The sequence below is a fragment of the Marininema halotolerans genome (assembly GCF_900116235.1).
Classification (GTDB): Bacteria; Bacillota; Bacilli; order Thermoactinomycetales; family DSM-45169; genus Marininema; species Marininema halotolerans.
The window spans coordinates 15,636-40,666 of the sequence record NZ_FPAA01000018.1; the positions used below are offsets into that span (position 1 = coordinate 15,636).

The 25,031-nt window shown below is 37.7% G+C and carries 32 protein-coding genes and 2 pseudogenes; 32 read left to right on the forward strand and 2 right to left on the reverse strand.

Features of this window, described 5'->3' with window-relative positions; all coding sequences use genetic code 11:
- Positions 1-350: 350 nt before the first annotated feature.
- The 29 genes and pseudogenes from CHX35_RS16415 (at position 351) to CHX35_RS16555 (ending at position 20,849) form a co-directional block, all read left to right on the forward strand.
- Entirely contained in the window at positions 351-815 is a 465-nt protein-coding gene (locus CHX35_RS16415; RefSeq protein WP_091839629.1) for a hypothetical protein, read from the forward strand.
- Between the two features lie 132 nt (positions 816-947).
- Entirely contained in the window at positions 948-1,562 is a 615-nt protein-coding gene (locus CHX35_RS16420; protein ID WP_091839632.1) for a hypothetical protein, read from the forward strand.
- A gap of 279 nt (positions 1,563-1,841) precedes the next feature.
- A complete protein-coding gene (locus tag CHX35_RS16425; RefSeq protein ID WP_091839635.1) occupies positions 1,842-2,498 on the forward strand; it encodes a DUF6881 domain-containing protein in 657 nt (218 codons plus the stop codon).
- Between the two features lie 46 nt (positions 2,499-2,544).
- Entirely contained in the window at positions 2,545-2,889 is a 345-nt protein-coding gene (locus tag CHX35_RS16430; protein ID WP_091839639.1) for an Imm50 family immunity protein, read from the forward strand.
- A gap of 596 nt (positions 2,890-3,485) precedes the next feature.
- Positions 3,486-4,040 carry a hypothetical protein gene (locus tag CHX35_RS16435; RefSeq protein ID WP_091839642.1) on the forward strand — a complete coding sequence of 185 codons (555 nt, stop codon included), beginning with the start codon at positions 3,486-3,488 and terminating at the stop codon, positions 4,038-4,040.
- A 389-nt stretch (positions 4,041-4,429) separates the two neighbouring features.
- Positions 4,430-4,864: a contact-dependent growth inhibition system immunity protein gene (locus CHX35_RS16440; protein ID WP_091839645.1), complete on the forward strand. Its 435-nt coding sequence runs from the start codon at positions 4,430-4,432 to the stop codon at positions 4,862-4,864.
- A gap of 748 nt (positions 4,865-5,612) precedes the next feature.
- Complete coding sequence (locus CHX35_RS16445; RefSeq protein ID WP_091839648.1) at positions 5,613-5,879, forward strand: CPCC family cysteine-rich protein; 267 nt, start codon at positions 5,613-5,615, stop codon at positions 5,877-5,879.
- Between the two features lie 236 nt (positions 5,880-6,115).
- Complete coding sequence (locus tag CHX35_RS16450) at positions 6,116-6,433, forward strand: hypothetical protein (RefSeq protein ID WP_091839651.1); 318 nt, start codon at positions 6,116-6,118, stop codon at positions 6,431-6,433.
- Between the two features lie 178 nt (positions 6,434-6,611).
- A complete protein-coding gene (locus tag CHX35_RS16455) occupies positions 6,612-7,229 on the forward strand; it encodes a HEAT repeat domain-containing protein (protein WP_140413645.1) in 618 nt (205 codons plus the stop codon).
- A gap of 312 nt (positions 7,230-7,541) precedes the next feature.
- Positions 7,542-7,967: an SMI1/KNR4 family protein gene (locus CHX35_RS16460; RefSeq protein ID WP_176392154.1), complete on the forward strand. Its 426-nt coding sequence runs from the start codon at positions 7,542-7,544 to the stop codon at positions 7,965-7,967.
- Between the two features lie 228 nt (positions 7,968-8,195).
- Positions 8,196-8,630 carry a contact-dependent growth inhibition system immunity protein gene (locus tag CHX35_RS16465; RefSeq protein ID WP_091839659.1) on the forward strand — a complete coding sequence of 145 codons (435 nt, stop codon included), beginning with the start codon at positions 8,196-8,198 and terminating at the stop codon, positions 8,628-8,630.
- A gap of 215 nt (positions 8,631-8,845) precedes the next feature.
- Positions 8,846-9,064, forward strand: a complete 219-nt coding sequence (locus CHX35_RS17760; protein WP_217895896.1) for a hypothetical protein — start codon at positions 8,846-8,848, stop codon at positions 9,062-9,064.
- Positions 9,065-9,312: 248 nt separating this feature from the next.
- On the forward strand, positions 9,313-10,041 hold the full coding sequence (locus CHX35_RS16475; RefSeq protein ID WP_091839664.1) for a hypothetical protein: 729 nt from the start codon (positions 9,313-9,315) through the stop codon (positions 10,039-10,041).
- 142 nt (positions 10,042-10,183) lie between these two features.
- Positions 10,184-10,693 carry a DUF2247 family protein gene (locus CHX35_RS16480; RefSeq protein ID WP_091839667.1) on the forward strand — a complete coding sequence of 170 codons (510 nt, stop codon included), beginning with the start codon at positions 10,184-10,186 and terminating at the stop codon, positions 10,691-10,693.
- 90 nt (positions 10,694-10,783) lie between these two features.
- Complete coding sequence (locus tag CHX35_RS16485) at positions 10,784-11,071, forward strand: hypothetical protein (RefSeq protein ID WP_091839670.1); 288 nt, start codon at positions 10,784-10,786, stop codon at positions 11,069-11,071.
- A 100-nt stretch (positions 11,072-11,171) separates the two neighbouring features.
- Positions 11,172-11,576, forward strand: a complete 405-nt coding sequence (locus CHX35_RS16490) for a hypothetical protein (RefSeq protein ID WP_091839673.1) — start codon at positions 11,172-11,174, stop codon at positions 11,574-11,576.
- Positions 11,577-11,591: 15 nt separating this feature from the next.
- A complete protein-coding gene (locus CHX35_RS16495) occupies positions 11,592-11,960 on the forward strand; it encodes a hypothetical protein (protein WP_091839675.1) in 369 nt (122 codons plus the stop codon).
- Positions 11,961-12,057: 97 nt separating this feature from the next.
- Complete coding sequence (locus tag CHX35_RS16500; protein ID WP_091839678.1) at positions 12,058-12,615, forward strand: hypothetical protein; 558 nt, start codon at positions 12,058-12,060, stop codon at positions 12,613-12,615.
- A gap of 411 nt (positions 12,616-13,026) precedes the next feature.
- Positions 13,027-13,479: a hypothetical protein gene (locus tag CHX35_RS16505; RefSeq protein WP_091839680.1), complete on the forward strand. Its 453-nt coding sequence runs from the start codon at positions 13,027-13,029 to the stop codon at positions 13,477-13,479.
- A 143-nt stretch (positions 13,480-13,622) separates the two neighbouring features.
- The gene (locus CHX35_RS16510) at positions 13,623-13,883 is read left to right on the forward strand and encodes a hypothetical protein (RefSeq protein WP_091839683.1); all 261 of its coding nucleotides are present in this window, start codon (positions 13,623-13,625) and stop codon (positions 13,881-13,883) included.
- Positions 13,884-14,010: 127 nt separating this feature from the next.
- Positions 14,011-14,712 (forward strand): hypothetical protein, encoded by a 702-nt coding sequence (locus CHX35_RS16515; protein ID WP_091839686.1) that lies wholly within the window; start codon positions 14,011-14,013, stop codon positions 14,710-14,712.
- A 304-nt stretch (positions 14,713-15,016) separates the two neighbouring features.
- Positions 15,017-15,616, forward strand: coding sequence for a GNAT family N-acetyltransferase (locus CHX35_RS16520; protein ID WP_091839688.1), 600 nt, complete (start codon positions 15,017-15,019; stop codon positions 15,614-15,616).
- A 279-nt stretch (positions 15,617-15,895) separates the two neighbouring features.
- On the forward strand, positions 15,896-16,393 hold the full coding sequence (locus CHX35_RS16525; RefSeq protein WP_091839691.1) for a hypothetical protein: 498 nt from the start codon (positions 15,896-15,898) through the stop codon (positions 16,391-16,393).
- 143 nt (positions 16,394-16,536) lie between these two features.
- Entirely contained in the window at positions 16,537-16,920 is a 384-nt protein-coding gene (locus tag CHX35_RS16530) for a hypothetical protein (protein ID WP_140413646.1), read from the forward strand.
- A gap of 578 nt (positions 16,921-17,498) precedes the next feature.
- Entirely contained in the window at positions 17,499-17,807 is a 309-nt protein-coding gene (locus CHX35_RS16535; RefSeq protein WP_140413647.1) for a hypothetical protein, read from the forward strand.
- 256 nt (positions 17,808-18,063) lie between these two features.
- Positions 18,064-18,444, forward strand: a complete 381-nt coding sequence (locus tag CHX35_RS16540) for a CDI toxin immunity protein (protein ID WP_091839698.1) — start codon at positions 18,064-18,066, stop codon at positions 18,442-18,444.
- 258 nt (positions 18,445-18,702) lie between these two features.
- Positions 18,703-19,585: pseudogene (gene tnpB, locus CHX35_RS16545) on the forward strand (IS200/IS605 family element RNA-guided endonuclease TnpB); the annotation flags it as partial.
- A gap of 119 nt (positions 19,586-19,704) precedes the next feature.
- Positions 19,705-20,292, forward strand: a complete 588-nt coding sequence (locus tag CHX35_RS16550; RefSeq protein ID WP_091839699.1) for a hypothetical protein — start codon at positions 19,705-19,707, stop codon at positions 20,290-20,292.
- A gap of 182 nt (positions 20,293-20,474) precedes the next feature.
- Complete coding sequence (locus CHX35_RS16555; protein WP_091839702.1) at positions 20,475-20,849, forward strand: hypothetical protein; 375 nt, start codon at positions 20,475-20,477, stop codon at positions 20,847-20,849.
- A 232-nt stretch (positions 20,850-21,081) separates the two neighbouring features.
- On the opposite strand, the gene CHX35_RS16560 is transcribed toward CHX35_RS16555, so the two are convergent.
- Entirely contained in the window at positions 21,082-22,164 is a 1,083-nt protein-coding gene (locus CHX35_RS16560) for a thermonuclease family protein (RefSeq protein ID WP_091839705.1), read from the reverse strand.
- 254 nt (positions 22,165-22,418) lie between these two features.
- Here CHX35_RS16560 and CHX35_RS16565 point away from each other — a divergent pair, with 254 nt between their 5' ends.
- The 3 genes from CHX35_RS16565 (at position 22,419) to CHX35_RS16575 (ending at position 24,457) form a co-directional block, all read left to right on the forward strand.
- Positions 22,419-22,745 carry an Imm8 family immunity protein gene (locus CHX35_RS16565; protein WP_176392155.1) on the forward strand — a complete coding sequence of 109 codons (327 nt, stop codon included), beginning with the start codon at positions 22,419-22,421 and terminating at the stop codon, positions 22,743-22,745.
- Between the two features lie 524 nt (positions 22,746-23,269).
- A complete protein-coding gene (locus CHX35_RS16570; protein WP_091839711.1) occupies positions 23,270-23,878 on the forward strand; it encodes a pentapeptide repeat-containing protein in 609 nt (202 codons plus the stop codon).
- 93 nt (positions 23,879-23,971) lie between these two features.
- A complete protein-coding gene (locus CHX35_RS16575) occupies positions 23,972-24,457 on the forward strand; it encodes a hypothetical protein (protein ID WP_091839713.1) in 486 nt (161 codons plus the stop codon).
- A 124-nt stretch (positions 24,458-24,581) separates the two neighbouring features.
- Here CHX35_RS16575 and CHX35_RS17345 read toward each other — a convergent pair.
- Positions 24,582-24,878, reverse strand: a pseudogene (locus CHX35_RS17345) (MBL fold metallo-hydrolase); the annotation flags it as partial.
- Positions 24,879-25,031: the final 153 nt, after the last annotated feature.

Sequence of the window (25,031 nt, forward strand, 5' to 3'; positions counted from 1 at the left end):
GGGTTTTTCAACCTTCTTGCGACGATTGTCCACTAGAAGGACAAGAATAGTAAAACAGGCCTTGAAGCCCTATTCCTACACCTGGGCAAAGTGGATCAAGAGATCTTCTCATTAGGAATGTTAACCACTTCGACGGATCTAATCGATGTGGTCAATTAGATACAAGAAGATACTATGACGATAAAGGTAATGCGATACTAGATATCGATTGAATCATTCATTGAAATCCTAAAGCACACCGTATGCACATAATTGGGATGAAAAAAGGATTGACATCCCTAAGAGGAAAGGATATTAAACAGTTATATGATCACTTGAATAATGGTAAATATCCAGAATGAGGAGAAAACATGGGAAGTCAGTATGCAATTTTTGATTGTAGTCAGTTTGTTACCTTCGATACGTCGAAACCAAAGTATGAGAAGAAGTTAAGGAGAGACCTTTCTAACCTTGGTTTTAAGGCGATTAAGAGAAAAAAAGAGATGGAATCCGTTAAGTTGAACTATGGAAAAGAAGAATGGCATGAATATGTGCTAGAAATGGTTGATGAGGAGTATATGGGTAATTTAGGATTTGATGAGTGGCCAGAAATAGAGGAAGTGCCGAATGCTATAAAAAAATTGGTGGATGTATTAAGAGAGTATGTAGATAACGAGTGGGTAGACAATCTTGCATTGATTTTTATAGACTATGCCTCAGAAGACATCAACGATGATGAGGTTGATAGAGAGAAAGCGGCAAGCCATGAGATATTAGATGTATTGTATGAGCATCAATACGATCAAGTTCTAATAATGAACATTGTAAAATCGTAAGAAATGCTTTTAAATCTTCGTTTCGTGGGGATAAAATCCAACGCAAAGTTTTTCTAAAACCCAAAATAAAATAAGGGATTGTTGTATCCATGTATTTATTAGCTGGCTACTATTTAAAGGTAGTGATCATAAATGAGTAAAATATATCTCGATAATATCAATTGGATGGGTGGATATTATGAATTATCTATGGAATTTAATCCAACCGGAAACGATATTAGAATTCATGACGCAATGGCTGCTCTTATTAAAAGCGATATAATTCATGGCATCTGGTACGAGAAGGGTAGTTACTCGAAGAAATCCATTGAGCTGCCCATTGATTTAAATGAATTCGGAAAGACTTGCTATGTTGCTGTCGAAATTAATGACTATATAGTAGATTGTAAAGTAATAATAACGAGAATTGAGGACGAGTCTGATTGGATAGATATATTAATATCGCAAAGTGTACTTGAAAAAATATATTCATATCAATATCCTTTGTTATACTCGTTAAATCCATGGTTGTTCAAGGTAGATCATTTATTTATAACTTTAGCTAAGGATATCTTTCAGGAATCACCGTTTGATTTTGCAATGATTGGAGAAGATGCAAGTGGTTTAACAAACCAACAAGAGTTAAGTATTCAGCAGATATACAAGGAGAATTTCTTATTACCTCGTAAGTTATATGAAAAATTAGATTTGAAGAATGAAGGTGAAAAAATATCAAATGAGTTGAGGTTATACAGGTTTAAGGAATAGTTCATGTGGGATCCTGAAAAGAAATTTATTAGGATGGCTACGAGAATCATTAGTTAGCCTATTCCATTGCTCATCCTATTCATATCCTTACGGCGATATGGACGCCAGAAACGATATAGAAGGAGCCAAGAGTGAGGTAAAAGCAAGTAGCCCCTACCCATTCCAATATCCCTTAGATACATCCAATAAAATAGTAAGTACAGGAAAGAGTTGATTTTTCTCGATCATGGTATCGTACGATACCTGATACGATTATCAATTTAAATGGGGTGTGATTGATTGGAATATATAAAAGCAAAGTGGATTCATGATTTAAAAAATGAACCGATTTTTTACTATATGGAAGTAGATCCGGAAGGTTATGAAAAAAGGAAGATCGTCTTGTATGAAGATGAGAAAGTAGAATATGCTTCTGAAGAAGTAGAGAAAGGAGCTTTTTTATCACCAGTACCTGTAGGAACAGTTGAGGAAATCGACTCAGATCCAGAATGTGAGGCTGAGAGAATTTCTCACAAAGAATTCAATGAAATGTGGAGTATGAAGGTTGGATCCATGTGGATAAACTTTTTAGATAACCCTCTTCCTATATCAAAACTATACAATAATAATATACCTTCCTTGGATAGGGTTCGAATAGTTAAACTTTCATCAATTAATAAAAATGCACTTAACATTATTATTCAATTTAATAAGTTGCCAGAACCTTTGCCTCCCAGATGGAAATTGAATAACTATAATCAAGCTTTTATGGGGATTATTTTATATAACGTATCTGAATTCGAATTGGATGGTTGGAACAGTATGAATACTTCAAAGGTCACGTTTTCTAACTGCAGCGATGGAAAATTAAGTTTAGAAATAACGTCTAAAACATTTGAAGTTAGATGTAAATTTGATTGCGTAAATATTTCGAGAACATGGGGCGATAAAGTATAAGTTGTAATCAAAAACTTCATGAATATTATGATGCGGAGGGATATATATGTGGATAGAGTATTTAGATAACCCCAATGATATAAAAGAATTTTACAATAAAGTTCCTTCCTTATCCAATTCGGTAGTAACTGTGGTGAGTTTTAATACGAAGGGGATAGACATCAGTATCGAGTTAACTAAATTTCCGGATTATCCCCCTGTCGAATGGGAAAATTGCAATGTTTTAAACGTGACGCTAGGGTTCAGATCGATTAAGGAAGTAAAGATTTCAGGTTGGGAAATACATGATCATTTCAATTTTATTTTTGATAAATCGAAAGATGAAATAATAGTTCGTGGATCTTCAGAAAAGTTTGCATTTAAAATAATTTGCCGTGAAATAACTATATAAAATAAATATTTTTATATTATTGATTAAAAATAGTTGGTAATATAAGACTTCACTTGTTTTCTACAACGGCGATAAGAAAGAGAATGATCATATTGATGTTTTTGTCGAACTAGAAGATGGGTTTCTATGTTCCCGTAGCCATAGAGCCGTTGGTATCGACCGTGGGATTAAGGACTTTGCCATTCTAACGGATGAACCAAAGTCAAACCGTCCCAGTATTTCTGTCAGTACGAAAAGAAGTTAGCTTACTCGATTACGGATGCGTTATGGTCAGAGTTTCTGGGCGAAACGTGGTGAAGGTAGGGAAACAGTTCCCTTCCAGTTAGCGATGCTCCACCTGTGGCCTACCATAATAAAAAGGGAAAGAAACTTAACTTGCGAAAACATGGACATGCCTGACATGACCTTGTCACCATGCTCGACCAAGATACAATCCACCCAAGAACATCTTGCATGAGGGACTCCGATCATTTGCCGCTGGGATGGCGGTCTATTCTTGGAAGAAATTATCCTGTTAGTAGACGGGAGTTCCTAATCACTCCTATCTTTTAGTGTTAGCGTAGGGGGTGAGGTTCAATTAATAAGGGGGTATTTCATTGGAATCTTATTTGGATATTTGGATACCAGATATACAGGAGAATAAAAATTTTCAGGAGTATCTAGTTAATTTTGGTGGTGACTTATACAGTAAGGATCCGAAAGAGTATAAATGGACAAATGAAATTCATTTTGAGGTACGACATTTACGAGAGTTATTCATAGATAGTAAAAGAACGATTGCGAAGTCAGTGAAGGAGTTTCTTCCTGTGAATTATATTAATTACGATTGGAGTTATATTCATTCTATTATCGATAAAAATGGATGTTCTTCTCTTCATGGTGGCGTACAATATCCTGAGAGAGATGTTGCTTTTGCTAGGCATATTTTAGTTATGAATAATCTTATCTATAGAGAAAGTGACATGTATAAGCAAGCCTCATTAGAAATCTTAATACCCAAATTACTAAGATGCTTTCAAAAATGGGTAGTAGTATATCACAATGTAGATAAAATTGGTTTACGTTCCTTTCAAGCCAATGATGAAAGAATTGCAGAAGAACTTCGGGAAACAATTAAAATGGATGAAACAAGCTTTGTTAGTTGGAAATGAATCCAATCTTTCCTATTGACCTTATTTACTCCTGAAAGGAATACTATTTTATCTTATGAATAGATGGGATTCGCCAGGTGTTCTATAGAAGGTACCGGAACATGAGAATTTATTGTTGATCCAGAAAAAATGAGGTAGTACATGGGTTGTTTAAAAAAGGGAAGTGATTTTTCGACTGATAAATAAACAAAAAGGAAATGAAGGAGATTTTTATCATGTTATTTTCTAATTTAAGATTTTTTCATAACTATGAAGCTCCGCAATTGCCTGGTGAGTTAGTCTACATGAAACATTCTATTGATTTTGAACCGAGGTTGTCGGCGAATGCATCGATCTTAATAGATACACTGGAGTTGACTTTGGATGCAGTGTAAAGTGAGGGGATTTTCATGGATCTTACAATCGAAGAAATTGAAAGATTGTACGGGGTTGAGTATGAAGGCATTGTTGGACCTTACGGCCTTCCAATATGGTATGACGGGATTCGTAAAAAGAAATTGTCAGAGCTCAGGGAAGATGATATCGCTAGATTGATCAGACAAGATCTCTATGTAGATTATGCGATTGAAGAAGGGCTCAAGCGAGTAAAAGATGACCCTGCTGGAGGTTATAAAGTTGACGGTGAGATCTTATTAGCATTGGCTAAAATGAAAAAAAAGTATTGGTTAGAATACCCTGCATTAAGAAGGAAGGCCTTCGAGGTTATTCTATTCATTAGAGTGAATTATTCGGTAATCAGAGATGATGATTCTCTCATGGAAATCGATAAAATCGATATTTATGAAAGTCTATTTGAAATCGAAAAGAACATCAACATGAAATAGAGCCCATTGATAGAATCCCCTAATGGAAAACAGTGAACAAAGTCCATCGGTTAAGGTGGACCAAAGACATTGTTTAATCGCAGGGTGTTTTTCATTTTGGCTAGAAAGGGACAGTGCTGTCATAAATAATGAAAAACTTAAGGATTATATAGGGGAGAGTATACGAAGATAGAAAATTTATTGTAAGATAATTTTATTATCGATTATAATATAGAAGAAGTGAATGAAGAAATCCCCTAGGAGGTAGAGTATAAATGGATGATAGGTTTAAGGGTTGTAGAAGAGATGAAGAGTAAGATGTCTGGGAGGAAGTGTACGTTGAAACCATCTTTTAGTGTAAGTTAATTTAGATAAACCACCCTAATTCAGGCGTGTTGATTAACCTGTTTTTAGAAGTGGAAAGGAGGCGTGTGAGGGGCAAAAAGAGCTTTGCCATGGACCTAGCGGAGAATTAGATGAGGTCGAGCGTTTAGGGGCAAGGAACATCCTCAAATTCACTTCCCGAAGGGAGTTTGCCCCTGCTCGTCCTCAAATAATTTGGAGCGGACAGCGCTTTTTTACATCCGCGACAATGGCAAGTCTCTTGTGCTTCCACACATCCTCCACAATCCAACTTCTGGATAATCAACACGCCTGACCCTAATTACTTTTCTAACAAAAAACGCCAAAGGAATCCCTATAACTATGTTTAATCCAACGGATGGAATTAAGCAATTTCATTGGCAATAGTGAGTTGGGGGAGATGAATATGTATACTCAAAGTCCATGTCCATGCTGTGGGTATCTAACTTTTGATGAAGATTCACTAGGGGAGTACGAAATTTGTGCGGTATGCTTTTGGGAAGATGATCCCGTTCAAAGAGAAGATCCAACGTACGCTGGTGGAGCAAATACGATGAGTTTGGAGCAAGCTCGTAAAAACTTCGCTGAATTTGGTGCCAAATCCCATGAATCTGTGATAAATGTTCGTAATCCTCTTCCTGATCAAATTCCACCTCACATAAAGAAAGATTAGGGATAATGAATTTATATATATAAGAGTATTTGTGATGTCTGATATTATAAGAAAATTTGAGTAATATTTTAAAATAAAATGGCGTGTGAGTGTGCAAAACGTCAGCCTATTTTATTCACAAATACTTAGGAGCACCAAAGCGATGACCACTACATTCTGTCTACTTCCCTTTTGAACGATGTGGGTAGGGGGGCTTCTCTTTTAGGTGATGGTGGTTTGCCAAGGAGGAAGTGTGGTTGACGAAGATCTTAGGAGGTTCAATTGGAATGGACGATAGATACAGAGGCCGAAAAAGAGGCGAAAAATATAACTTTGATCTGTTTTTAACCCATTTGCAAATGGGTCATGATATTGAGTTCTCCTATAAAGGTGAACAGTATGCTGCTTGTCGATCCGGGAGTGATGAAGAAGGTCGGTACGTACTATACCGTTTTTACGATGACGCCTCGGTCCAACATTTTAAGAATGTAGAGTTCCTGCGTGAAAATGCTGTTATCAATGGCGAAAAACTTGAAGGTATATGGGAGGTAGTAGAAGTAGATAAAATATTCTAGTATATGGGAGGCGTACATCTTTGTCTCAGAAATAATATTCCCTTGTTGATGAAGGTAAGTATGTGTTAGAGCACAAAAACAATCCTCCTCGGAACCCATAGACAAAAGGGTTAACAAGAACTGATCTGACTGAGGGGGTTTGGAGGTAAAGTGTTTCAAAAGGTAAAGGATGGGTTCCATGAATATAGCGCATCAATTAAATAAAGAAGTAGATGGTTTTTGGAATTGGTCAGGTGTTAATATGTTGAGTGTTGAAAGTGTTTCTTATGAAGTGGATGCGACATTATACCCTGATTGGGAAAAAATCATTGAGCTAACGGATCGTTTGATTTCTAGTACAACCCATGCTTTCTTAGAAAATGAGATAACTCTTATCCTTACGGTGCTTGGTCTTGATAATGAAGTAGAAGATATACTAAGCCTGTTAGAACAAAAAATCAGCTATGATAACTTTCGTTTATTGATTGGAGAAGGGGTTAAGTTTCCTCTCTATCATACTCGATGGCAAATTGCAGAGTTGCTCGGGAGAAAGGATGATCATTCCTTTACTGAACATCTAATTATCTTATTAAACGATAAAAACAAGTATGTTGAGCGAAGGGCTTTAAATTCGATGGCCAGACTGAATTCAACTATAGCAAGTAAAGAGGCATACAAAAGGTTGACGGATAAAGATGAGATGATAAGGTATGTAAGCTTTTCAATATTGAAGGAGGATCCCTCAGTTAACAAAGATCATTTATATTATAAGATGAAAAATGAGACGAGTGAACTTATATTAAATGAAATGAATTGACCGATATCCAGTCAGGGCCAAAGTAGGTGCTTATTGATAGATCATGATGGGATGGAGCAACTTACCTACTTCAAGAAAAATGTCAAAGGTTAGGTAGAGGAGGCCTACGCCTACAGATATGATGCTAACAGAAACCTCCTCCAACGAAGCAGAAGAGAGAGTAAGCAGATATAACACCTAAAAGGGAGCACTTCACTCTATGAGAGCTCCTTCTTATAATCAGAGTAGAGTACAATAAACATAACGAGATACAACTTAGAATTACTGGTATGGGAGGAATCAGCGATAAACAAACAGGAAATGATCGCACAGATGATGAGGGATTACGCGGTAAAGGGTGAGGGCTATTTCGACCCAATGCCCGAGAGTAAATTAAAAGAAGCGGAAGCGTTGTTAGAGGTCGATTTCCCAAATAGTTACAAATGGTATATTCAGAACTATGGTCATGGAGGCGTTGGGGGGGTAGAGATCTTAGGGATCGCCCAAATTGCTATGCCTGTCGTGGAGGAAACTGTTCATTACAGACAGCATGGATTGCCTCCACAGTATGTTGTCGTTGAGGATTGTGGCGAATATGTGTACTGTTTGGATACATCCCGAATGGAGAATGGGGAGTGCCCTATAATAAACTGGGCAATATGGGAGCCCATCCCTATCGATGAGTTTGACGATTTCTATAGTTTTTTGGCAGATCACTTCCAAGAAGCAATTGATAATTTGGATGACGATGAGTTGTAATTACTATAAAATGCTCCTCTTCCCTCATGTAAAAGGGTGCTGTGACGTGTTACTATGACACAGGAGAGCGTGGTTTGCAATTTTGAGGTCCAAGATAACTATACGTACTTTGTTTCGTATAGGCAGTTCTTAGTGCATGGATGAATAATGTATCAATGTGATTGAATCAGGAGCACGACAATAAGTGTGGATGCTCTTTTCTACAGTGTGTAGAGTGAGGGGATTTTCATGGATTTCACAATCGAAGAAATCGAAAAATTGCACGGGGATGAGTATGAAGGCATTGTAGAGCCATATGGTCTTCCTATATGGTATGACGGGATTCGTAAAAAGAAATTGTCAGAGCTCAGGGAAGATGATATTGCTAGATTGATCAGACAAGATCTCTATGTAGATTATGCGATTGAAGAAGGGCTCAAGCGAGTAAAACAAGATCCTTCCTGTGGAGTTAAATACCCTGGAGAGGTTATACATGCATTGTCTACAATTAATAAAAAGTATTGGATAGAATATCCTGTATTAAGTGTGAAATCGCTTGAAATTATTCAGTTAATAAGAGTTAATTATACAATAATTAAAAATGATGATTATCTAGTGGAAGAGGATAAGGTGGAAATATATGAAAGTCTATTTGAAATCGAGAAGAACATCAAAATAAAATAAAAGCCCATTGATATTCCCTAAAGGTAAACAGTGAAGAAGTCCAAGAAAGTTGATTTTTAGCATGGAGAGTGCCACGCATTAGGGATACCTGCCCTCGATGTAGAGAAAGTACCGTTTGTGTTTAGATGGAATTACAGATCCTCTTTCACTTGACTGATTAAAACCAAATTGAGGTGATTCTAATGAAACAAAGTGAGGAGTATACCTATTAACATTTGCTAAGAGATTTGAGAAGGGGCTATGAAATAGAATTTAATTACAAGGAAGAAACCTATTCTTTTAGTTGTAAAAAATATGGATGGTATCTTACGAGATATCGTGATGGAGAAGATCAATCATTCCTTGATGTAGAAAGTTTGATAGAGAATGGAAAAATCGAAGAAAAAAACATAAGTGAGTTTTGGATGGAAGTAAAGAATGCAGGGACTGCTTGAATTTATCAACATAAAAAGTGGGTTAACTAAGTGCAACGAATCAAAGATGATACTTCTCCCTGCTTGTGAATTTGAAGAGGAATTACCGAATAAGGTTTTTTTTGAGATAAAGAGAATGTAAGATAGCCATATCATCAAGCATGTGCAAGATGGTACCACCAAATCCTACATTTATAATCGCAACCGCATGCTCCTGAGATTCCCGACATTTAGATGAATGAAAAGCCCCAAATAGAGTGGAGATAATTGTGAAATATTCGATCGATGTGTCACTTCATCCGTTAGTATCCGATGAACTCTTTCCAGTTGGAGCGCTGCTAAGTGATGTAGCAGATTTTGAAAATGGTAATTGGGTAGAAGAGATGATAAAGGAAATTGATCAAGTACTAAACAGTGAAAAAGAATGCGGTGAAACAGTAAGTTATGCGTGCTGTCTTGAAATTCGAAAGGATAAGACCAAAGCTTTTTTCAATTTTGGGGACGAAGAAGAATGTGAAATTGAGACAGTCGAGTTAAGGAGATTAATTATACAATGGCTAAAGATGATTGAAGAAATAAAGGGGTGGGTACAAGAAGCACCAATCACGACAAATCGCAATGGATGTAAAAGGTATTTGGATAGCAGAATAACGACAAGGGAAGAAAATGTTTTGAAATATTTTTTAGATATATTTCCTATTGTTTCATTTGAATCGATGGACATCTATCAAGTTGGTGCGCTTCTGACTAATGATGTCACAGATGGTGTGTTTCATGTCCAATTAATTGATCAAGTTTTAAACCATAAAAAAGGAACTGCTGTTACAGAAAGTGAAGCATATTCGCTAGAGATTCGAAAGGCTAAGACATTTGTTACAAATAAAACTAATGGCTATCAAAGTGAAATTGAGACGGTAGAACTAAGGCGATTGATTGAGCAATGGGTGAAGATGAAGGAGCGAATACGGGAGAGCGTACAATGGCACAATGCAATTTAGTAGATTGTTGAAGATCATCACGCTTGGTAGTTGTCTACAAGCGTTTTTAGTCGTTCTTGGCGAATTGGAATTCTTCAAGTCACGCAGCTGGGATGCATGATAAGGCTATGAAGTGAAGGGTAAATGAGGTGCCTATTAAAAAATGAATTACATTGATGTGTTCAAGGAAGAAGACATTGAAGTGAATTGGTTGACTCTATTAATAGGACTAGATGGTCCAGCTAACTTCCCTCCATTAGTGGATGTAGCAGAGATAATTAACTTTGCGATTGAGTTACTTGATGGTACTTCAGATAGGGATATCATATCAATTGCTACAGCTTATGTATCAGAGAGTGAAGCCATACGATCGTCTTTAATGAAATTATCTAAGAGAGTAGATTGTAACGAAGAGTTTGAGATGCGAAAGTGGAGATATATTTTGTTGAAAAGCATGATGAAGGATGTTCCTCAAGATTCATTGTATGGGTTGATATTCCTGACGGAATTTTGGGCGGATTTTGATTACCCATCAGATCGTCCTCATCTTGTGCAAGGACAAAAAAATAGTTTGACACCCGAAGAGTATTACTCCGATGAATTTTTTGAAAAGACAATTGCTAATCATTATACGTGGCTTAAGCAAGAACTCAATATCCTAGTAAAACAATAGTGATCGATATCTGTTGGATGAGCAAGATGAGACAGTGGGTACACGTAAGCAAACCTGGAATTCTACCACAATGGAGGGAGCCACTAGTTAATGAATGATGAATGGGAAGAAGCTTTAAGTAAAAATGATCACTATACGTTTCATGATTTTTTGATCTTTGTGAAGATAGGTCTTGATGTAGAATTTACATGTAGAGGTGAACAGTATTGTGCATGTTCATCTGGAAATGAGGAAGAAGGGCGTTATATATTCTATCGATTTTATGATGATTCCTCGGTTCAACATTTTAAGAGCGTAGAGCTTCTGGGCGAAAATGCTGTTATTAAAGGTGAGAAGCCTAAGGATATGTGGGATGAAGTGACGATAGATAGCATGTAGTTACAAGAGATACCACCACAATCGATGGTTAATTAAAATACGATTGATCGAGTTACATGGAACCATTGGGATGTGCGACTGAAAGGGAGCGTAAATTGCTATGGACCAATTGTTTTTAAAATGGGTAAAGGATTACGCTAAAGATTTCTTTGGACCAGATATCGAGATCATTGAAATTAAGCTACCGACTGCTCATAAAAACCCATTTTCTAGGATAACTAATTTTAAAGAGGATAATTTTTATGGTGAAGTAATTGTATGGAAAAACGGTGGGCTAGAACTGCAAATTTCATATATACATGATCCAATTCTATACGAATACCACCTTATTGACGAAAGTGTTTTATTTGCTCGCGTTTTAAGCAATTACAGAGAAGTATTGCAAACAGGTCGGTTAAAAACGAAGGCTACACTTCGTAAGATTGAAATCAAAGCATCTTCTTGGAATGGTGACTGGGATGTGTTTATCGAAAGTAGAGGGAAGGGCCAGAACCGTATTTACTAAAATAGAGGTGTTACAATGAAATATTCAAGTTTGCATGGTCATTTATTTGTTGATACAGATATGGATACTGATCAACTATTAAACCTACTAATTAATAAGTCAAATGGAATTCCAGGGTATTTGCAGTCTATGAGTACCGATTCATATGAAATAGATTTAAGCACGAATGATGATTTTGATCAAATAAAAAGGCATACAGAAGAAACCGATTCATTTTTATATTTTCGGTATTGCGCAGAAGTCGACATTGTTGAAGGTTATTTAGAATCAATGTATATCAAAGAGATTGGGGAATTATTGCAATCGCTTTATTCAACAGGATTTAGAGTGGTCCTTGCTTGTGAGTTTGAAGAAGAATTACCGAATAAGGGATTCTTCTTGTGAGAAGATGTGCAAGTTCGTACTCTTCTTAACTGATCGCTTATCTTTTACAATCCCAAAGTCTTAGCATGCTCATATGCAAGGAGGTTACTTTCTAACGATGGTATTTAAAAATCAGTCTCTTATAAATTTAGAAATTGTATCAAGTGAAGTAGATGGAGTTGTGAAAAATATTGAGATGAGTCATATTAATGGTGGTATTATTATAAAAATATTTGATATTATAAATAAAAAGGTTATTAATGAAACAATTAATCCATATTTTTATAATAATAGTCAAGATGGATTTAAAAAATTACTTTTATCAACGGATATTAAGTCATCGATTCCTTTGCTTAAACTAGATGATGGACTTCAAGGGGATACAGATTTTCAATTAAGCAATTCATTTGCCTTTGAATCGGAGATTGCATCTGCTATTTACCAGGGTGGTGCCTATTTTAAATTTAAAGGTAATTCGAGAGAGTCAAAAAATATAGCTGCTAATTTCACTGATTTTATATTTGGTATAGAGGATCCTGATTCTAATATTAAAACCTTTGAATCTTGCAAACCATGGAGCAAATGGTTTTTTGATGTTGCATGGGATGTATCTTGGCTAATATTTGATGGACGCAAGAATAAATTATGGATAATTTGTATAACTGATACAGATTAAGTGCTCTTTTGTTAGATCTTCATCACCTACGCCGCCTCTGATTCACACCCTTAGCACAATCCTGGTATGGAGACCGCTATTGACTTCATGTGTGGGTCTTCTCGGATGAAGTCGAAAGCATCACCGACATAGATATACACCTATACCACTTGAGTGGAAGGAGGAGAGGATAAGGACTCCCTTCTATGCTAAGGTTACAACAACCGCTGTGTCGTAGAGATTTGCATGATGAAAAGGGTGGTTTTACGCGGTAACTACATCGACACGATGTATGGTAAGACACAAAGAAGCATTACTGGCTTAGGGAAGCCAAGCTCCCTTAAGGAAGTGAGTTCTAAGCGAGCAAAATTACTAAATCGTATGGGTTATACCAATGCCTATTGTATTAGTATCGATTAAATGGAGGATTTCATGGATAAAAGTGTTTTGTATTTTATTTTTGACCTAATTTGGATTGTTGATGAGAAGAACAAAGATCAAACTGCTTGCATTGATGAGTTTAATAAAGGATTAAGGTTTGGATATAGTGCTGTGATGCAGATGATCATATCTAAAGTTTCAGATTTGGGTAGTGAATACGAGAAGGTGGTGAAAAATGAGGGAGAGGGAATGAGTATCGATTCACTTTTAGATGTGCAGAGAAAAGATGGCTTAAAGAATGAAAATACTTTCTTGACCAATCTCATATCAGCCCTAAAGGTGAAATATAACAGTACTATCAATGAAAAAAATGATTTTATATCAGGAGAAAATTTTTCTTATTATGATATATTGGATATTATTGAATCGCAATTGATTCTATTCGACTACGATATAACGTTGTTTGATAATATAACACCAATCCTCGGACAAAAAGTGAAGTAGCATGTATATTCCTAGAGAACCGGCTTTGGAAAATCAGAGGATGATATTCATCCGAACATGGCACAAAAAGTATGGAATGAACCTATAGGGCTTGATGATCTTCAAGATCTTAAATCACACAGTAATGGAAGGGTGTGGGTTCGATGGATGATTACTCTTTTGATGATTTCAAGAGGGATTTAAGAATTGGTCATGAAATAGAGCTTTGTTATAAGGGGCAAATATATGTAGTTGCCTATAGTCCTTATGATAGTAGTGAAAGAATATTATTGTTTTATAAAGCTTATGATGAAGAATCCATTCTTGAGTACAAAAGCACGGAGGAGTTTCTCCAAAGGGGTTCAATAAATGGAAACAAGCTAGAAGACTTGTGGGAGGATATTGTAGTAGAGATGATCTTCTGATAGTGGTTGATCTTAGGGGCAATTTAATAGAGGTTGGATTCTGCGAAACGTTTTTCATTGTAGTGGCCGTTGGAAAGATCAAATATCCATTCAGGTATCCCAAATCTTATCGAGTGGAGGATTAACTGTGAAATACGCGATTGGTGTAACGCCTTTTCCTGAAGTAACGGATGACATTCTTCCCGTTAAGTATCTTCTACATGATGTAGAATTTTTTGGAGACGAATGGGTAGAAGAGATTGTAGGAGACATTGATCAAGTATTAAACGGTAAGAAAACATGGGTGGATACAGGCAGTAATGCTTGCTCAATAGAAATTTATAAGGATAACACGAAAGTCATGTTCTATTATGGGAACGAAGAAGAATGTAAAATTGAGACGATAGAACTAAGGCGATTGATCGTACAATGGTCGAAAATGGTGAGCGATGTAGAAAAGTTGGTCGAGGAATACCAATCACGATTACGACGATGGAAAGCATCCTCTTCGAAAGGTGAGAATGCGATGAAATATGTTCTTGAACTACATCCAGTTGCTAAACTAGCGGTGGGAATTCAACAATTTAATCATTTACTAACCGATGACGTCACAAATGGTGTGGACCATATCCAAATGATCGATCATGTATTAGACAATGAGAGGAAAACAGTTAAAACCGAAGGCGAAAGATATATGTTAGTCATTTATAAAGATAAGGCAATCGCAACAAATAAAAGAAATGGTTATCAAAGTGAAATTGAGACGGTAGAACTACGGCGATTAATTGAGCAATGGGTAGAGATGAAGAAGCGAATAAAGCAGATTGTAGAGAATCACAATGATGGTTAGTTGATTGATTAGAGAGATATCGAAGGGTAATGTGGAAATATTTAACCATAAAGCAGTATTCCCTCGCTGAATGGAATGGGCTTATCTTTAAAGGAAAAATAAATGAAACGATCCTTTTAATTAATAGCGAAAACACTTTTTAAAAATCTTATCTTGATCCTCATGTATTTGTACAAATAATTTTCGCATGGATTCTGAAACATGGAGTAAGTCAAATTGAACGATTCAAACTTTATCGATGATATTATTTGAATGGAATTAGAAATATATATTATTGTGAAAATAGAAAAGGGAAGCTGATAAAATGGATCATAAAGAAATTTACCTTATTGGTAAAAAAGTAGTCTTGCGGGACATCACATTAGACGATATTAAAACGATTTACCATAATACCTACCTTGCTAATGACCGTGAGCATCTTAAATGGAATGCCCCTTATCAAGAAATTGAACCCATCAGCTTTGATGAGTATTTAACAAAAGAAAAAGACTCCCTTAATAAAACTGGCACTGACAAGATAAGAAGCAAGTTGGCGATTGAAGTTGACGGCAGATTGATTGGTCGTGTTAGCTGGTATTGGGTAGATGAAACAACGAACTGGCTTTGCAACGGACTAGTTATTTTCGATTCAAATTACTGGTCTGGTGGGTATGGAACTGACGCATTCGATTTATGGACGGACTATATATTTTGCCATATGGATGTTGCACGTGTGGGAATCTCCACATGGTCAGGCAACGAACGGATGATAAGACTCGCACAAAGAATAGGGATGATTGAAGAGGGGCGCATTCGCAAGGCTCGAATAGTAAATGGAGAGTATTTTGATTCTATCAAAATGGGGATTTTACGTGAAGAATGGGAACAGCGAAAGATGGACCTTTCCCATGTAGTAAAGGAGTAATAATTCGCAGATTAATATCTTTCTTGCATCACTGCTGATATTTACTGATTAACTAGCACCTAAGCATACACATGGTGCCCTTTTAGTTGGAGGAGATAAAGGTGGCAGGGTTGCACTCCTACCGCCCGCCCAATAATAGCCTGCCATGAGCAGCCAGGTTTAGCGAGAAGTAACCCGCACACCTTTGTCACAGGAACGGGTTACTTCTTTTTGAACGCCTGGTAAGATCTAATGTATGAATCCACTTTTTTGACCGAAGTAACAACTACTGGAGGAAGTATGAAAAAGATTACTAACACATTATTAGTATTATCCATAACCGCTTTATTGTTAGGTGGCTGCTCACAAGAAAATACTACAACTGAAAAATCATTCGATTCGGAAAGCGAAGCTATAAAAGCTGCCATGAAGGATGATTCTGAGATATCAAGGATCATTGGCGAATCACCATATGTAAACAAAGAAAGAATCGTGGTTTATCTTTATAAGAGTGAAGGCGACGAGGGTATAGGTACAGCTACTCTTACTCATAAGGGTAAAAGCATAACGTGGACAAAAAATGGTCCCGAAGTGATGGTGAAATATCAGCAGAATTATGACGTTGAGGTGCACGGGGTCGTTAAAAGTGCTTCTGGCAAAAAATATGATCTTTATGCAGGCGTGGCACATCGTCCTCACCAAACTATCGATACTCAAATGAAGCATGATGTAAAACCAAAAGTAGACAAAAAATCGAAGATCTATTACTATTTGGTGCCTATTACCAAGTACAGATAATAGAAAGTCAGTAACGTATGGGAGATGAACAGATGAATGTGTAGGATCAATACAGAGAACTTTGCTAGAAAATCAAGGAATAGCACCTATCCAGGATAAACTAGTAAAAGAAATGATATAAAGGTATTTGACAAGGGGCGGACATGACTATGGTTCATTTATTTTCCCAATGGATAGAAAACGCTGCTGAAAGTTACTTTGGACCAGGGATTGAGATCGAATTTGAGTTTGAAGGTACGATAACGAATATCAAGGAAAATGAGTTTATTGGTGAGGTGAGGGTGTGGGACAATGGCATTCTAGAACTACAGATAGCGGACTTTGATGAAAAGACAGTTCTTTACGAATATCATCTCATTGATGAAAACGTATCCTTTGATCATCTTTTGAGTAATTACAGAGAAGTATTTCAAACAGGTCGGTTAAAAACGAAGGATACACTGCGTACGATAAAAATCGATGCGTCCTATTGGAATGGGGACTGGGATGTGTATATTGAAAGAAGAGGGAAGGACTGGGGGAGGTAACCTAAAAGGAAACTGATAAATTTATGTACATTCAAAAGGGGTAGATCGTCGATAGGATAGTTAGTTTCAAATGGAGTAACGGGGTGACAGTTCAGTCGTGTTGACAGGGATTACTCGGATAGCCTATAGATCCAAGTCAGTGTCAAAAATTAAAGGGCATTGCCCTTATTTAGGTTAAGGGTCGGTTTCAGGCATATTGGTTTGTCAATTAAAGCAAGCAGTAGATTGTTTATGGTAATGGATGGTCAGTCGTGAACAGACAAAATGTTGAAAGAGCTGCTAATGACGTCGATGCAACATCATACCCTGTATAGAAGTTATTGAGTTAACGAGGAAGTATGGTTATGCTGACATAGGATAAGTGATATGGGTACAAATAATTACTGATGAATCGAGGGGTAAATGTGTGCTTTCATGAGATTGAAGTGATTTCTATTAGGGGGCGAGTAGCACTCGCTGTTACTTGTATGATAGAGGTCTGCAAACAGTGGGAAGTACATTCTGTAAAAATGAAGGCGTTTCTTTCTCACTTTCAGGACTTTACTCTCGCTAGGCAATTGGATAGGTGGGATAATGAAATGAGAATGTACCTTCCTGAAGAGGATTCAGTGGGTACCTATGCAAGTGAATTTGGATTTGATCACTTATCATTAGATAAACAGCGAGTAATTTATGAAATGATTGATGCTCTCTACGAAGTAAGCCAAGGGAACTTATATATAGGATTTAAAAACGAAAATACTTTGGAACCCTTAAGGGAAATGATTAAAATCATGAATGAAAATAAAATAAATATACCTCCCATACATCCCTTTAAGAAATCTAGAATCACTGAAGCTGGAGGCTGGGGGTTTGCAATTCAATATAAAGAGTTTATTGACAAATAAATTTTCGAAGTATGAGACAGTGTATACTTTTGAATAGCCGGACGATTGTATGTCTCTATAGAGTCGGATAACAAGGCGAACTTCCGATATATGAATAGGCACTTCGTAATAGGAATTGGGATGTTGGTAAGGAGATGGCTTTCAACTAGCAAAGAAGCAACCTAAAAGTATCAGATGGGATAAAATGGGATGAACAAATGACCTAAATGAAGAATTTCCGATCCGCTTTAGGCATCGAGAAGAGGATGGTGGCCGTATGACTTTGTATGAAGAGTGCTTGGAGGCTTTAGGTGAAGGGGTAGAGATTCTTTCAAAAAAGGATTCAGAGGAAATATTTGAATGGTTTGAATCTAATTTTTTTATTTCCTATGGAAGAATCGATTGGGAAAAAAGTAAAGGTCTAACCCTTATTAATTCACTTGAAGAGTTACCGAAATGTATTCAAAATGAGATGGTATTTATCCTATGGGATGAAGCAGATACCCCAGTTTTAAAAGCTAACTTCAGAACGGTATTGGATGTCATTGATGACGTCACTGCAGTAAGCTTTGACACATGGCTAGTCGGGAGAGATTCAGGATATGTTGTAGAATATCATCATGAAGGGGATATCACTATAGCGATATTAGACTTGTGAATTGAAGTATTCATCCCCACTATCAAATTTAGACCATATAGCAAAAATCGATTGCTATCACCAATCTCAAATCGATTTTATGCTACTAGCGCTTGGTGATTGTTTTACAAATAATGCAGATAATAAGGGTCGCTTTGAAAATAAGTGGGATCATCAACGAATTATCCTGGGAATTTTAAGAAGGGGATAGTTTTTGGGGATAAATAAAAGTCTAGTAACCAGGATTCATGATACAGTATTAACATTTCCTCAATTAAGGCGGATTCCTTCGCTCGTTTCTTTAAAAAGCAAAATGATCGCCCACGCTTTAAAAGCAAACGCAACCATGTCCAGTCCTACACCAGTCAGTGCAACCATCCGAAAAAAGGAAAATCCACTGTCGAGGTGGTAGCCAATCGGATCAAGCTTCCGAAACTGGGGTGGGTGCGGTTTGCTAAGTGGCGTGAAGTAGAAGGACAGATTCTTTCGGCTACCATCCGGCGAAATCCTAGGGGAAATACGTTGTATCCGTCCTGTGCGAGATCAGCGAGTGTCCAGTTTTACCTATGGCTAAAGGGAAAGCTATCGGCGTAGATTTAGGGCTGAAGGACTTTGCCATCCTGACCGATGGAACCAAAGTGAAACGGTCCCGCTATTTCCGCCAGTATGAAAAGAAGCTAGCCCATGCGCAAAGGATTATGAGCGTCGCATCAAGTGCGGTTCCAAATGGCACAAAGCACGGATCAACATCGCCCGCATTCATAAGAAGATCGGGAATGCTCACCATGATTTTCTCCATAAGCTGTCTTCGAAGCTGATTCGTGAAAACCAAACGATCTGCATCGAAGACCTTTCCGTCAAGAACATGGTGAAGAATCACAAGCTAGCTAAATCGATTACGGATGCGTCCTGGTCAGAGTTTGTTGCCATGCTTACCTACAAGGCAGCATGGCATGGACGAAACGTGGTGAAAGTAGGGAAACAGTTCCCATCGAGTCAGCTATGTTCTTCTTGTGGCTATCTCAACAAGGAAGTAAAAAACCTCAACCTTCGAGTATGGACATGCCCCACATGTGACTCTCACTATGACCGAGACATCAATGCATCCAAGAATATTTTGCAAGAAGGACTTCGATTACTTACCGTTGGGACGACGGTCTAAGCTTGAGGATGATCCCATCGGTAGATGGGAGCTTCCAAGAATCCCCCACCGCTAAGCGTTAGCGTAGGTGGAGGAGGTTCAAATCTGAGATTAAGATGTAACAGATAGGAGATTATGAAATGATCAGGGATATAACCCTTTTATTAGTTCCTAAGGAAAAGATATTAATTCAGCAATTGAAAGGGAAGATGATCAGTGATATGCAAATTGATTTGGCGGATACCAAAGAAATAAAAAATAATTGCTATTATAACATGTGTTTGTCTGCTAAAATTACTTGTTTAGAAGAGGAGTTTGCTTTTTATAGTGAAGCAGTTAAGACTTTTGATGATGAAGAATTTCCTCGATTGCATTTTAATTATTTTAAAGATGACTCTAATGATTTTAAGCCATTATACACCGGCTCAACAAGGAAGGAAGACTATGTAGAAGAAATCGAAGTTATTCATGATCATATAGAATGGATGGAACATAGTGGTCCTTGGAATCTTAAAATTGATGTAGGAATCCTACTTACTTTTAAGAGTAATAATTATCTATTTATTTCACTGCTTGATTCATCTGTTGGTTTAATGGAAACTTACTATGGTAACGACATATCATGGATATTTGATAGAGAGGCAATACTGGATATCTATATGATTGAACCTGAATCTGTCAGCCATTTGAAAAGAGACCGTGTAAAATTAACCCGTGAAACTGGTTGAAGTAAGGCGTTCCATGTAAGTATCATAATGGTTTGTTTAATAAGTGTTCTATGGTGTTTTTTCTACTGTACGAAAAGAGTTGGCTAATCATGCGCCTGTTCATAGCCATAAGCAATTGTATTAGGAGATGGGTGTAGGGAAGATAACTACATGAATGACGATCTCATCGAAGCAGGTGAAACATGCGAATTGTAGTAGAAAAAGTAGAAGATGCTCATCATGTGAAATTTTCATCACTATACGGAGGCTGTTTGGCACAGTGGGAAGGTTCGTCTCCCTTAATTGGAAATGCATACGATGTAGAGATTGATATACCTTGTGTCTTAACCTGGGGATTAGAGGCTACGTATAGTGAAGAAGAGCAGTATCAAATTAAAGAGATAGGTAGAAAAATTCTTGTCATAGGTAAACTAGAATCAATTCATGATGATGGGTATGCAGTCTTTCGAATGGGTGAAAGTGTAACCTTACTAGAAATTAGGGGCATTCAATTTTCGAAAATGGTTTTTCTCAAACTTGAGATAAACAATCTGATTTTACATGAGATTTCTTTATAGATAGGTAGAAAAGAGGGCCGTTCAAAATTTTTCTATCCATAAAATTTGTGCCTTTGCAGAAGAACTACTGAAACAGGGATTCTTCATGTGAAACCGAGGAAGAAATCACTGCGAAAAAGTATGAAGAATACCAATCGAATGGGTGAAAGGATCAGCTTCCGGCAAAAAAGCCAAAAACCCTTAGGGTTTCTGGCTTTTTCTATCGTTTGATGGGGATGTAACCCAAAGAACTCTATTGATTCTTCGTGCCCTTGGTTGGTGTTGTCACAACTGCAGTGCCCCATTCGCCTCCATCGGGAATGCGAGCCCACGATGCCCCTTTGACAGAGAAGCGATAGTGATAGGAATCGATGACTTTCCCATCTGGCGCTAGCAATGTCACATCATCGCCGTTGTTATTAAAGTAAGAGAAAGTTTCCCAAACGAAAAAACCTTTTGCTGGTAGAGTGGTCCCCTCTGGAATGGTATGAGGGGAAGATCCGCCTTGAACGATGTCATCGATGATATATCCCCCTAGATCCATCGGTTGGTTACTTGGATTGTAAAGTTCAATAAACTCTTTGGTAGTGTTTGATTCTGGATTGGGTAGGACTTCATTAATAAGCACGTTGGGCTGCTCTCCATTGCCATCTTCTCTTGTATAACCGGCTTCCTTGGCATCAGATTCTTTAAGGAAAAATACGCGCTGTTCAATTGGGACATCGTTATACTGAGTAGGATCCACATATTTTTTGGTCTCGTAGTTCCCCACATATTTATCAGGATCTCGTTTTCCGATTCGAAGGCGGAATTCAAAGGGCATTTCCTTGAGTGGATCCGACGGATCCCACATCCCAGCACCCGTGTTTTGCGCAACTTGAAGAGCTGACTGATAGTCCTTGTAGTGACTCATATTTGGCCAGATATAGTACGGGATTGCATAACCAAGTCGCACCATCTCTTCGTTGATGTCCAGTTTATCGGTATGAATATACGCTAGGAGACGTCCATATTGATCCTTGACCGTTTGATCCGTTTCTACAGTGACTGGAGTACCTTCTGGGAGCAGCTTCTTCAACTCGATCTTGGCTTCTTCACCGTACTTCCCTTGACTTTTACCTAGATAATTAGTCTCTGGTGCATCCATCGAGAGCAGACGTACTTTGGTACTCCCTAGTACAGGTTCATTCAAATGAACCGTATCCCCATCCACTACCGATCGAATCGTAGAAGAGTACGTAGCGGCATGGGCATGCGTTGGCGCTATCCATAGAACGATCAAGGTGCAGATGAATAACCACCGGGTCCCCTTAATAAACGACCATTGCTTACGCATAGCAGGTTTCCTCCTTTTTCAATGAAGGCGCCTCGCAAACGATGTGCCTACGATGTAAGCTACTACGTCAACCCACAACCTCCTGCTAAAATTTTCATAATATTTTATGATAAATCCACATTCTAGTAAATTCACGACAAGGTATGTAGGTATGTACCTCGATAATCATGAGCTGACCAAGAGAGAATGGTTTATAATGAGGCAAATAGAGTGATTTTGGCTAAAGGATGCATACAGAATTAGGAGATGGTAGGGTGCTTAGCTTGCAATTAATGAGAAATATGGATGAGCAGTGGGATGATGTAGATCACTTTCATTTATCCTACGATATCGATATTGGGGTGAGTGAAGACCCCTATGAATATGAAGTATTTCAGGTGGATGTGGTGAGCCCAAAAAGACTTGCCAGTATCGTGGAGGATGGCAGGGTAGAATGTGGGAGGGGTTATCTAATCATGAGTGATTTTGATATCCACAAAGTGAATGCCACAATTAAACGAATTCTAACAATATGTGAAGCGGAAAGCTTCGAACAATCGGTGGATCACTTAAGTAAGTACTTTCGGTTACTATCTCGATAATTGAGGGGATAAATCGTTATGAGGATAGTATCAAATGACATTAATGAGATAATGAATGAATTTGATTTTACAGATAGTATGATTGATGGTCTTACGTTTAGGGATAATTTTTCGACTTAGAAATCGATATCGACTTATACTTTACCGGAGAAATAAGAGGAGAGAAGAATGTAAAATTAATTTTTAAAAATTTCTCGAGTATAAATTTCAATTATAATGAAACGATAAAAGAATTATATAATGAAAAGCTCTCACCAGCGCAAATCTTTAGTTGGTTTACAATCGTTTTTCTTGAGCTGGGGGAAGTAGAAGGATGTCATGATGAAAAATACGCGGAGATTTACACATTTGATTTTGAAAAGCCTTGGTTAGATATTGTTTTTGGTGAGATTGAGTTGGTAGATATTCAAGGAAGTTTGGAGCAGATCAACGAAGATGAAGGAATATGAGTGGGCCTTCGATGTAGTTGTATCTTTCATTGATCGATTGTAACTAACAGGGGCTCAGTAGAAAGGAAGGGTTGTATGGATCCATTCAAGGACCATCTCTCTCATGTAGAGATTACCGAAGAGACCTTACCCGCTGATACTACTTGGCAACAACGGGTCTTTGACAACTGTCACTTTCAACAAATGAGTATGGAAGAGTATCAACTGATTGGCTGCCAATTCCATCATTGTCACTTTAGTCATGTTCGCTTCAATGCGGCTGTATTAAAGGGATGTCAATTTATCTCCTGCCATTTTAATGATACCGATTTTTTTGGTACCTCGATCATGGATTGCAAGATGACCGGCTCTGAATGGGAAGGTGGACGATGGACTGGAGCCACCATTCATACGGGGGACTGGTCCTTTGTTTCATTGCGTCACCAAGACTTATCGGGTTTAGACTTACGCAATATCGACTTACGTGAAGCTGATCTATATGGATGTAACCTAGCCAATACGGATCTCCGTGAAGCTCTGCTAACCCGTACCAACTTCAGTCAATCCCAATTAATTGGCGCTGATCTACGCGGCGCGCAAACCGATGGTGTAAAGTGGAGTGATTTTTCATTGAAGGGTGTCCATATCGATGGCGTCCAGGCAATCGAGATTGCCCAATCCTTCGGTGCTAAAGTGGATCATTAAGAGATTACCGAAAGGATCTAAGGGAGAACGCTCCACACCGAGTTTCACTTGAGAAGGAAGGTTAATTTATAATCATTAAGGAGGGCCTACCTAATGGAATATATCGAAGTCCTAATCTGTGATGTAAGAAAAGATAATATTGATGAGTTGGTATTTAATGATATTATAATGGATCGAAGTGCTATAAAGAACTCGCATTTTTATGACAAGATGAAAGAGGAAGACTTAGAACTTGATGATATCCTGTCACTTAAGAATGTGTTATCTCCTTTCGGAACAGGTAGTATGTTTGTCAATACATTAACGATAGGCAGTATCCTCATCCACGATGTATCGATTGTGATATCCTTTGATGAAGTATACGGAGATATCGTTTTTCAATTTCCAGAGAAAGAAGTTTTGGATGAAGGTGGGGAAATTGACAAGCAACGTTGCAAAGAAATCACAGAATACTTCCTTTTTCTTATGAATAAGTACAATTTTGACTCGGTGAAATTAGGTTATGACCCTATCGATGTAGTAGGTAATGTATTGTATCATGTGAACGGAAAATCGATAGTTACCAATGAAATAGATTGAATTTGACGATGTCAATGTAGCAGATTGCGATGCATCTATGATCGGTTTGTGTGTAGGAAAAATAGAGAGCCCTGTTTCTCACAGGGCTCTTAGTTGGTATGTGAATGTGGATCCGTATCAGGATTTAGTCTCTAAAAGCAAATACATACCGGCTATATAACCCAGGTTCGTAATAAAGATCCGATCCATGGGATGAACTAATAAGCTTTGGCTTTAGCTCATCAATAATCGCTCCGCTATCGATGTTTTCATTAATATTAACCGTAAATTTTTTAATAGGAGGATAGAGATTCGTATTGCTCGTGCTAAAAAGATCCCCGGTTAAGAGCACATGATCTTTTTCATGATGATAGACGACATGCCCTGGAGAATGCCCTGGTGTCAGATAATACTGTATGGGTAGGTGGGTGAAAAGATCCTTGGTTAGGGGCTTTACCTTATCCTTGACACCTGTCTCTTCTAAAGTTTCTTTATCTTAATTGCGCCGAGAATACTCCCACCTCAACGAAGTAGGTGGGGGATGAATCGGCGTGACAGACTTGAGAGGGGTGTTTTTTCCCCCTCGCAAGTCTGT

Bases quoted from the DNA above. Each gene is read 5' to 3' on its own strand.
- CHX35_RS16495 (WP_091839675.1), top strand. From the start codon at position 11,592: ATGAAATATTCAAGTTTGCATGGTCATTTATTTGTTGATACAGATATG.
- CHX35_RS16570 (WP_091839711.1), top strand. From the start codon at position 23,270: ATGGATCCATTCAAGGACCATCTCTCTCATGTAGAGATTACCGAAGAG.
- CHX35_RS16430 (WP_091839639.1), top strand. From the start codon at position 2,545: ATGTGGATAGAGTATTTAGATAACCCCAATGATATAAAAGAATTTTAC.
- CHX35_RS16505 (WP_091839680.1), top strand. From the start codon at position 13,027: ATGGATAAAAGTGTTTTGTATTTTATTTTTGACCTAATTTGGATTGTT.
- CHX35_RS16445 (WP_091839648.1), top strand. From the start codon at position 5,613: ATGTATACTCAAAGTCCATGTCCATGCTGTGGGTATCTAACTTTTGAT.
- CHX35_RS16415 (WP_091839629.1), top strand. From the start codon at position 351: ATGGGAAGTCAGTATGCAATTTTTGATTGTAGTCAGTTTGTTACCTTC.
- CHX35_RS16550 (WP_091839699.1), top strand. From the start codon at position 19,705: ATGATCAGGGATATAACCCTTTTATTAGTTCCTAAGGAAAAGATATTA.
- CHX35_RS16465 (WP_091839659.1), top strand. From the start codon at position 8,196: ATGGATTTCACAATCGAAGAAATCGAAAAATTGCACGGGGATGAGTAT.
- CHX35_RS16440 (WP_091839645.1), top strand. From the start codon at position 4,430: ATGGATCTTACAATCGAAGAAATTGAAAGATTGTACGGGGTTGAGTAT.
- CHX35_RS16480 (WP_091839667.1), top strand. From the start codon at position 10,184: ATGAATTACATTGATGTGTTCAAGGAAGAAGACATTGAAGTGAATTGG.
- CHX35_RS16485 (WP_091839670.1), top strand. From the start codon at position 10,784: ATGAATGATGAATGGGAAGAAGCTTTAAGTAAAAATGATCACTATACG.
- CHX35_RS16510 (WP_091839683.1), top strand. From the start codon at position 13,623: ATGGATGATTACTCTTTTGATGATTTCAAGAGGGATTTAAGAATTGGT.
- CHX35_RS16500 (WP_091839678.1), top strand. From the start codon at position 12,058: ATGGTATTTAAAAATCAGTCTCTTATAAATTTAGAAATTGTATCAAGT.
- CHX35_RS16525 (WP_091839691.1), top strand. From the start codon at position 15,896: ATGAAAAAGATTACTAACACATTATTAGTATTATCCATAACCGCTTTA.
- CHX35_RS16535 (WP_140413647.1), top strand. From the start codon at position 17,499: ATGAGAATGTACCTTCCTGAAGAGGATTCAGTGGGTACCTATGCAAGT.
- CHX35_RS16420 (WP_091839632.1), top strand. From the start codon at position 948: ATGAGTAAAATATATCTCGATAATATCAATTGGATGGGTGGATATTAT.
- CHX35_RS16560 (WP_091839705.1), bottom strand. From the start codon at position 22,164: ATGCGTAAGCAATGGTCGTTTATTAAGGGGACCCGGTGGTTATTCATC.
- CHX35_RS16455 (WP_140413645.1), top strand. From the start codon at position 6,612: ATGAATATAGCGCATCAATTAAATAAAGAAGTAGATGGTTTTTGGAAT.
- CHX35_RS16530 (WP_140413646.1), top strand. From the start codon at position 16,537: ATGACTATGGTTCATTTATTTTCCCAATGGATAGAAAACGCTGCTGAA.
- CHX35_RS16540 (WP_091839698.1), top strand. From the start codon at position 18,064: ATGACTTTGTATGAAGAGTGCTTGGAGGCTTTAGGTGAAGGGGTAGAG.
- CHX35_RS16460 (WP_176392154.1), top strand. From the start codon at position 7,542: ATGATGAGGGATTACGCGGTAAAGGGTGAGGGCTATTTCGACCCAATG.
- CHX35_RS16490 (WP_091839673.1), top strand. From the start codon at position 11,172: ATGGACCAATTGTTTTTAAAATGGGTAAAGGATTACGCTAAAGATTTC.
- CHX35_RS16575 (WP_091839713.1), top strand. From the start codon at position 23,972: ATGGAATATATCGAAGTCCTAATCTGTGATGTAAGAAAAGATAATATT.
- CHX35_RS16520 (WP_091839688.1), top strand. From the start codon at position 15,017: ATGGATCATAAAGAAATTTACCTTATTGGTAAAAAAGTAGTCTTGCGG.
- CHX35_RS16555 (WP_091839702.1), top strand. From the start codon at position 20,475: ATGCGAATTGTAGTAGAAAAAGTAGAAGATGCTCATCATGTGAAATTT.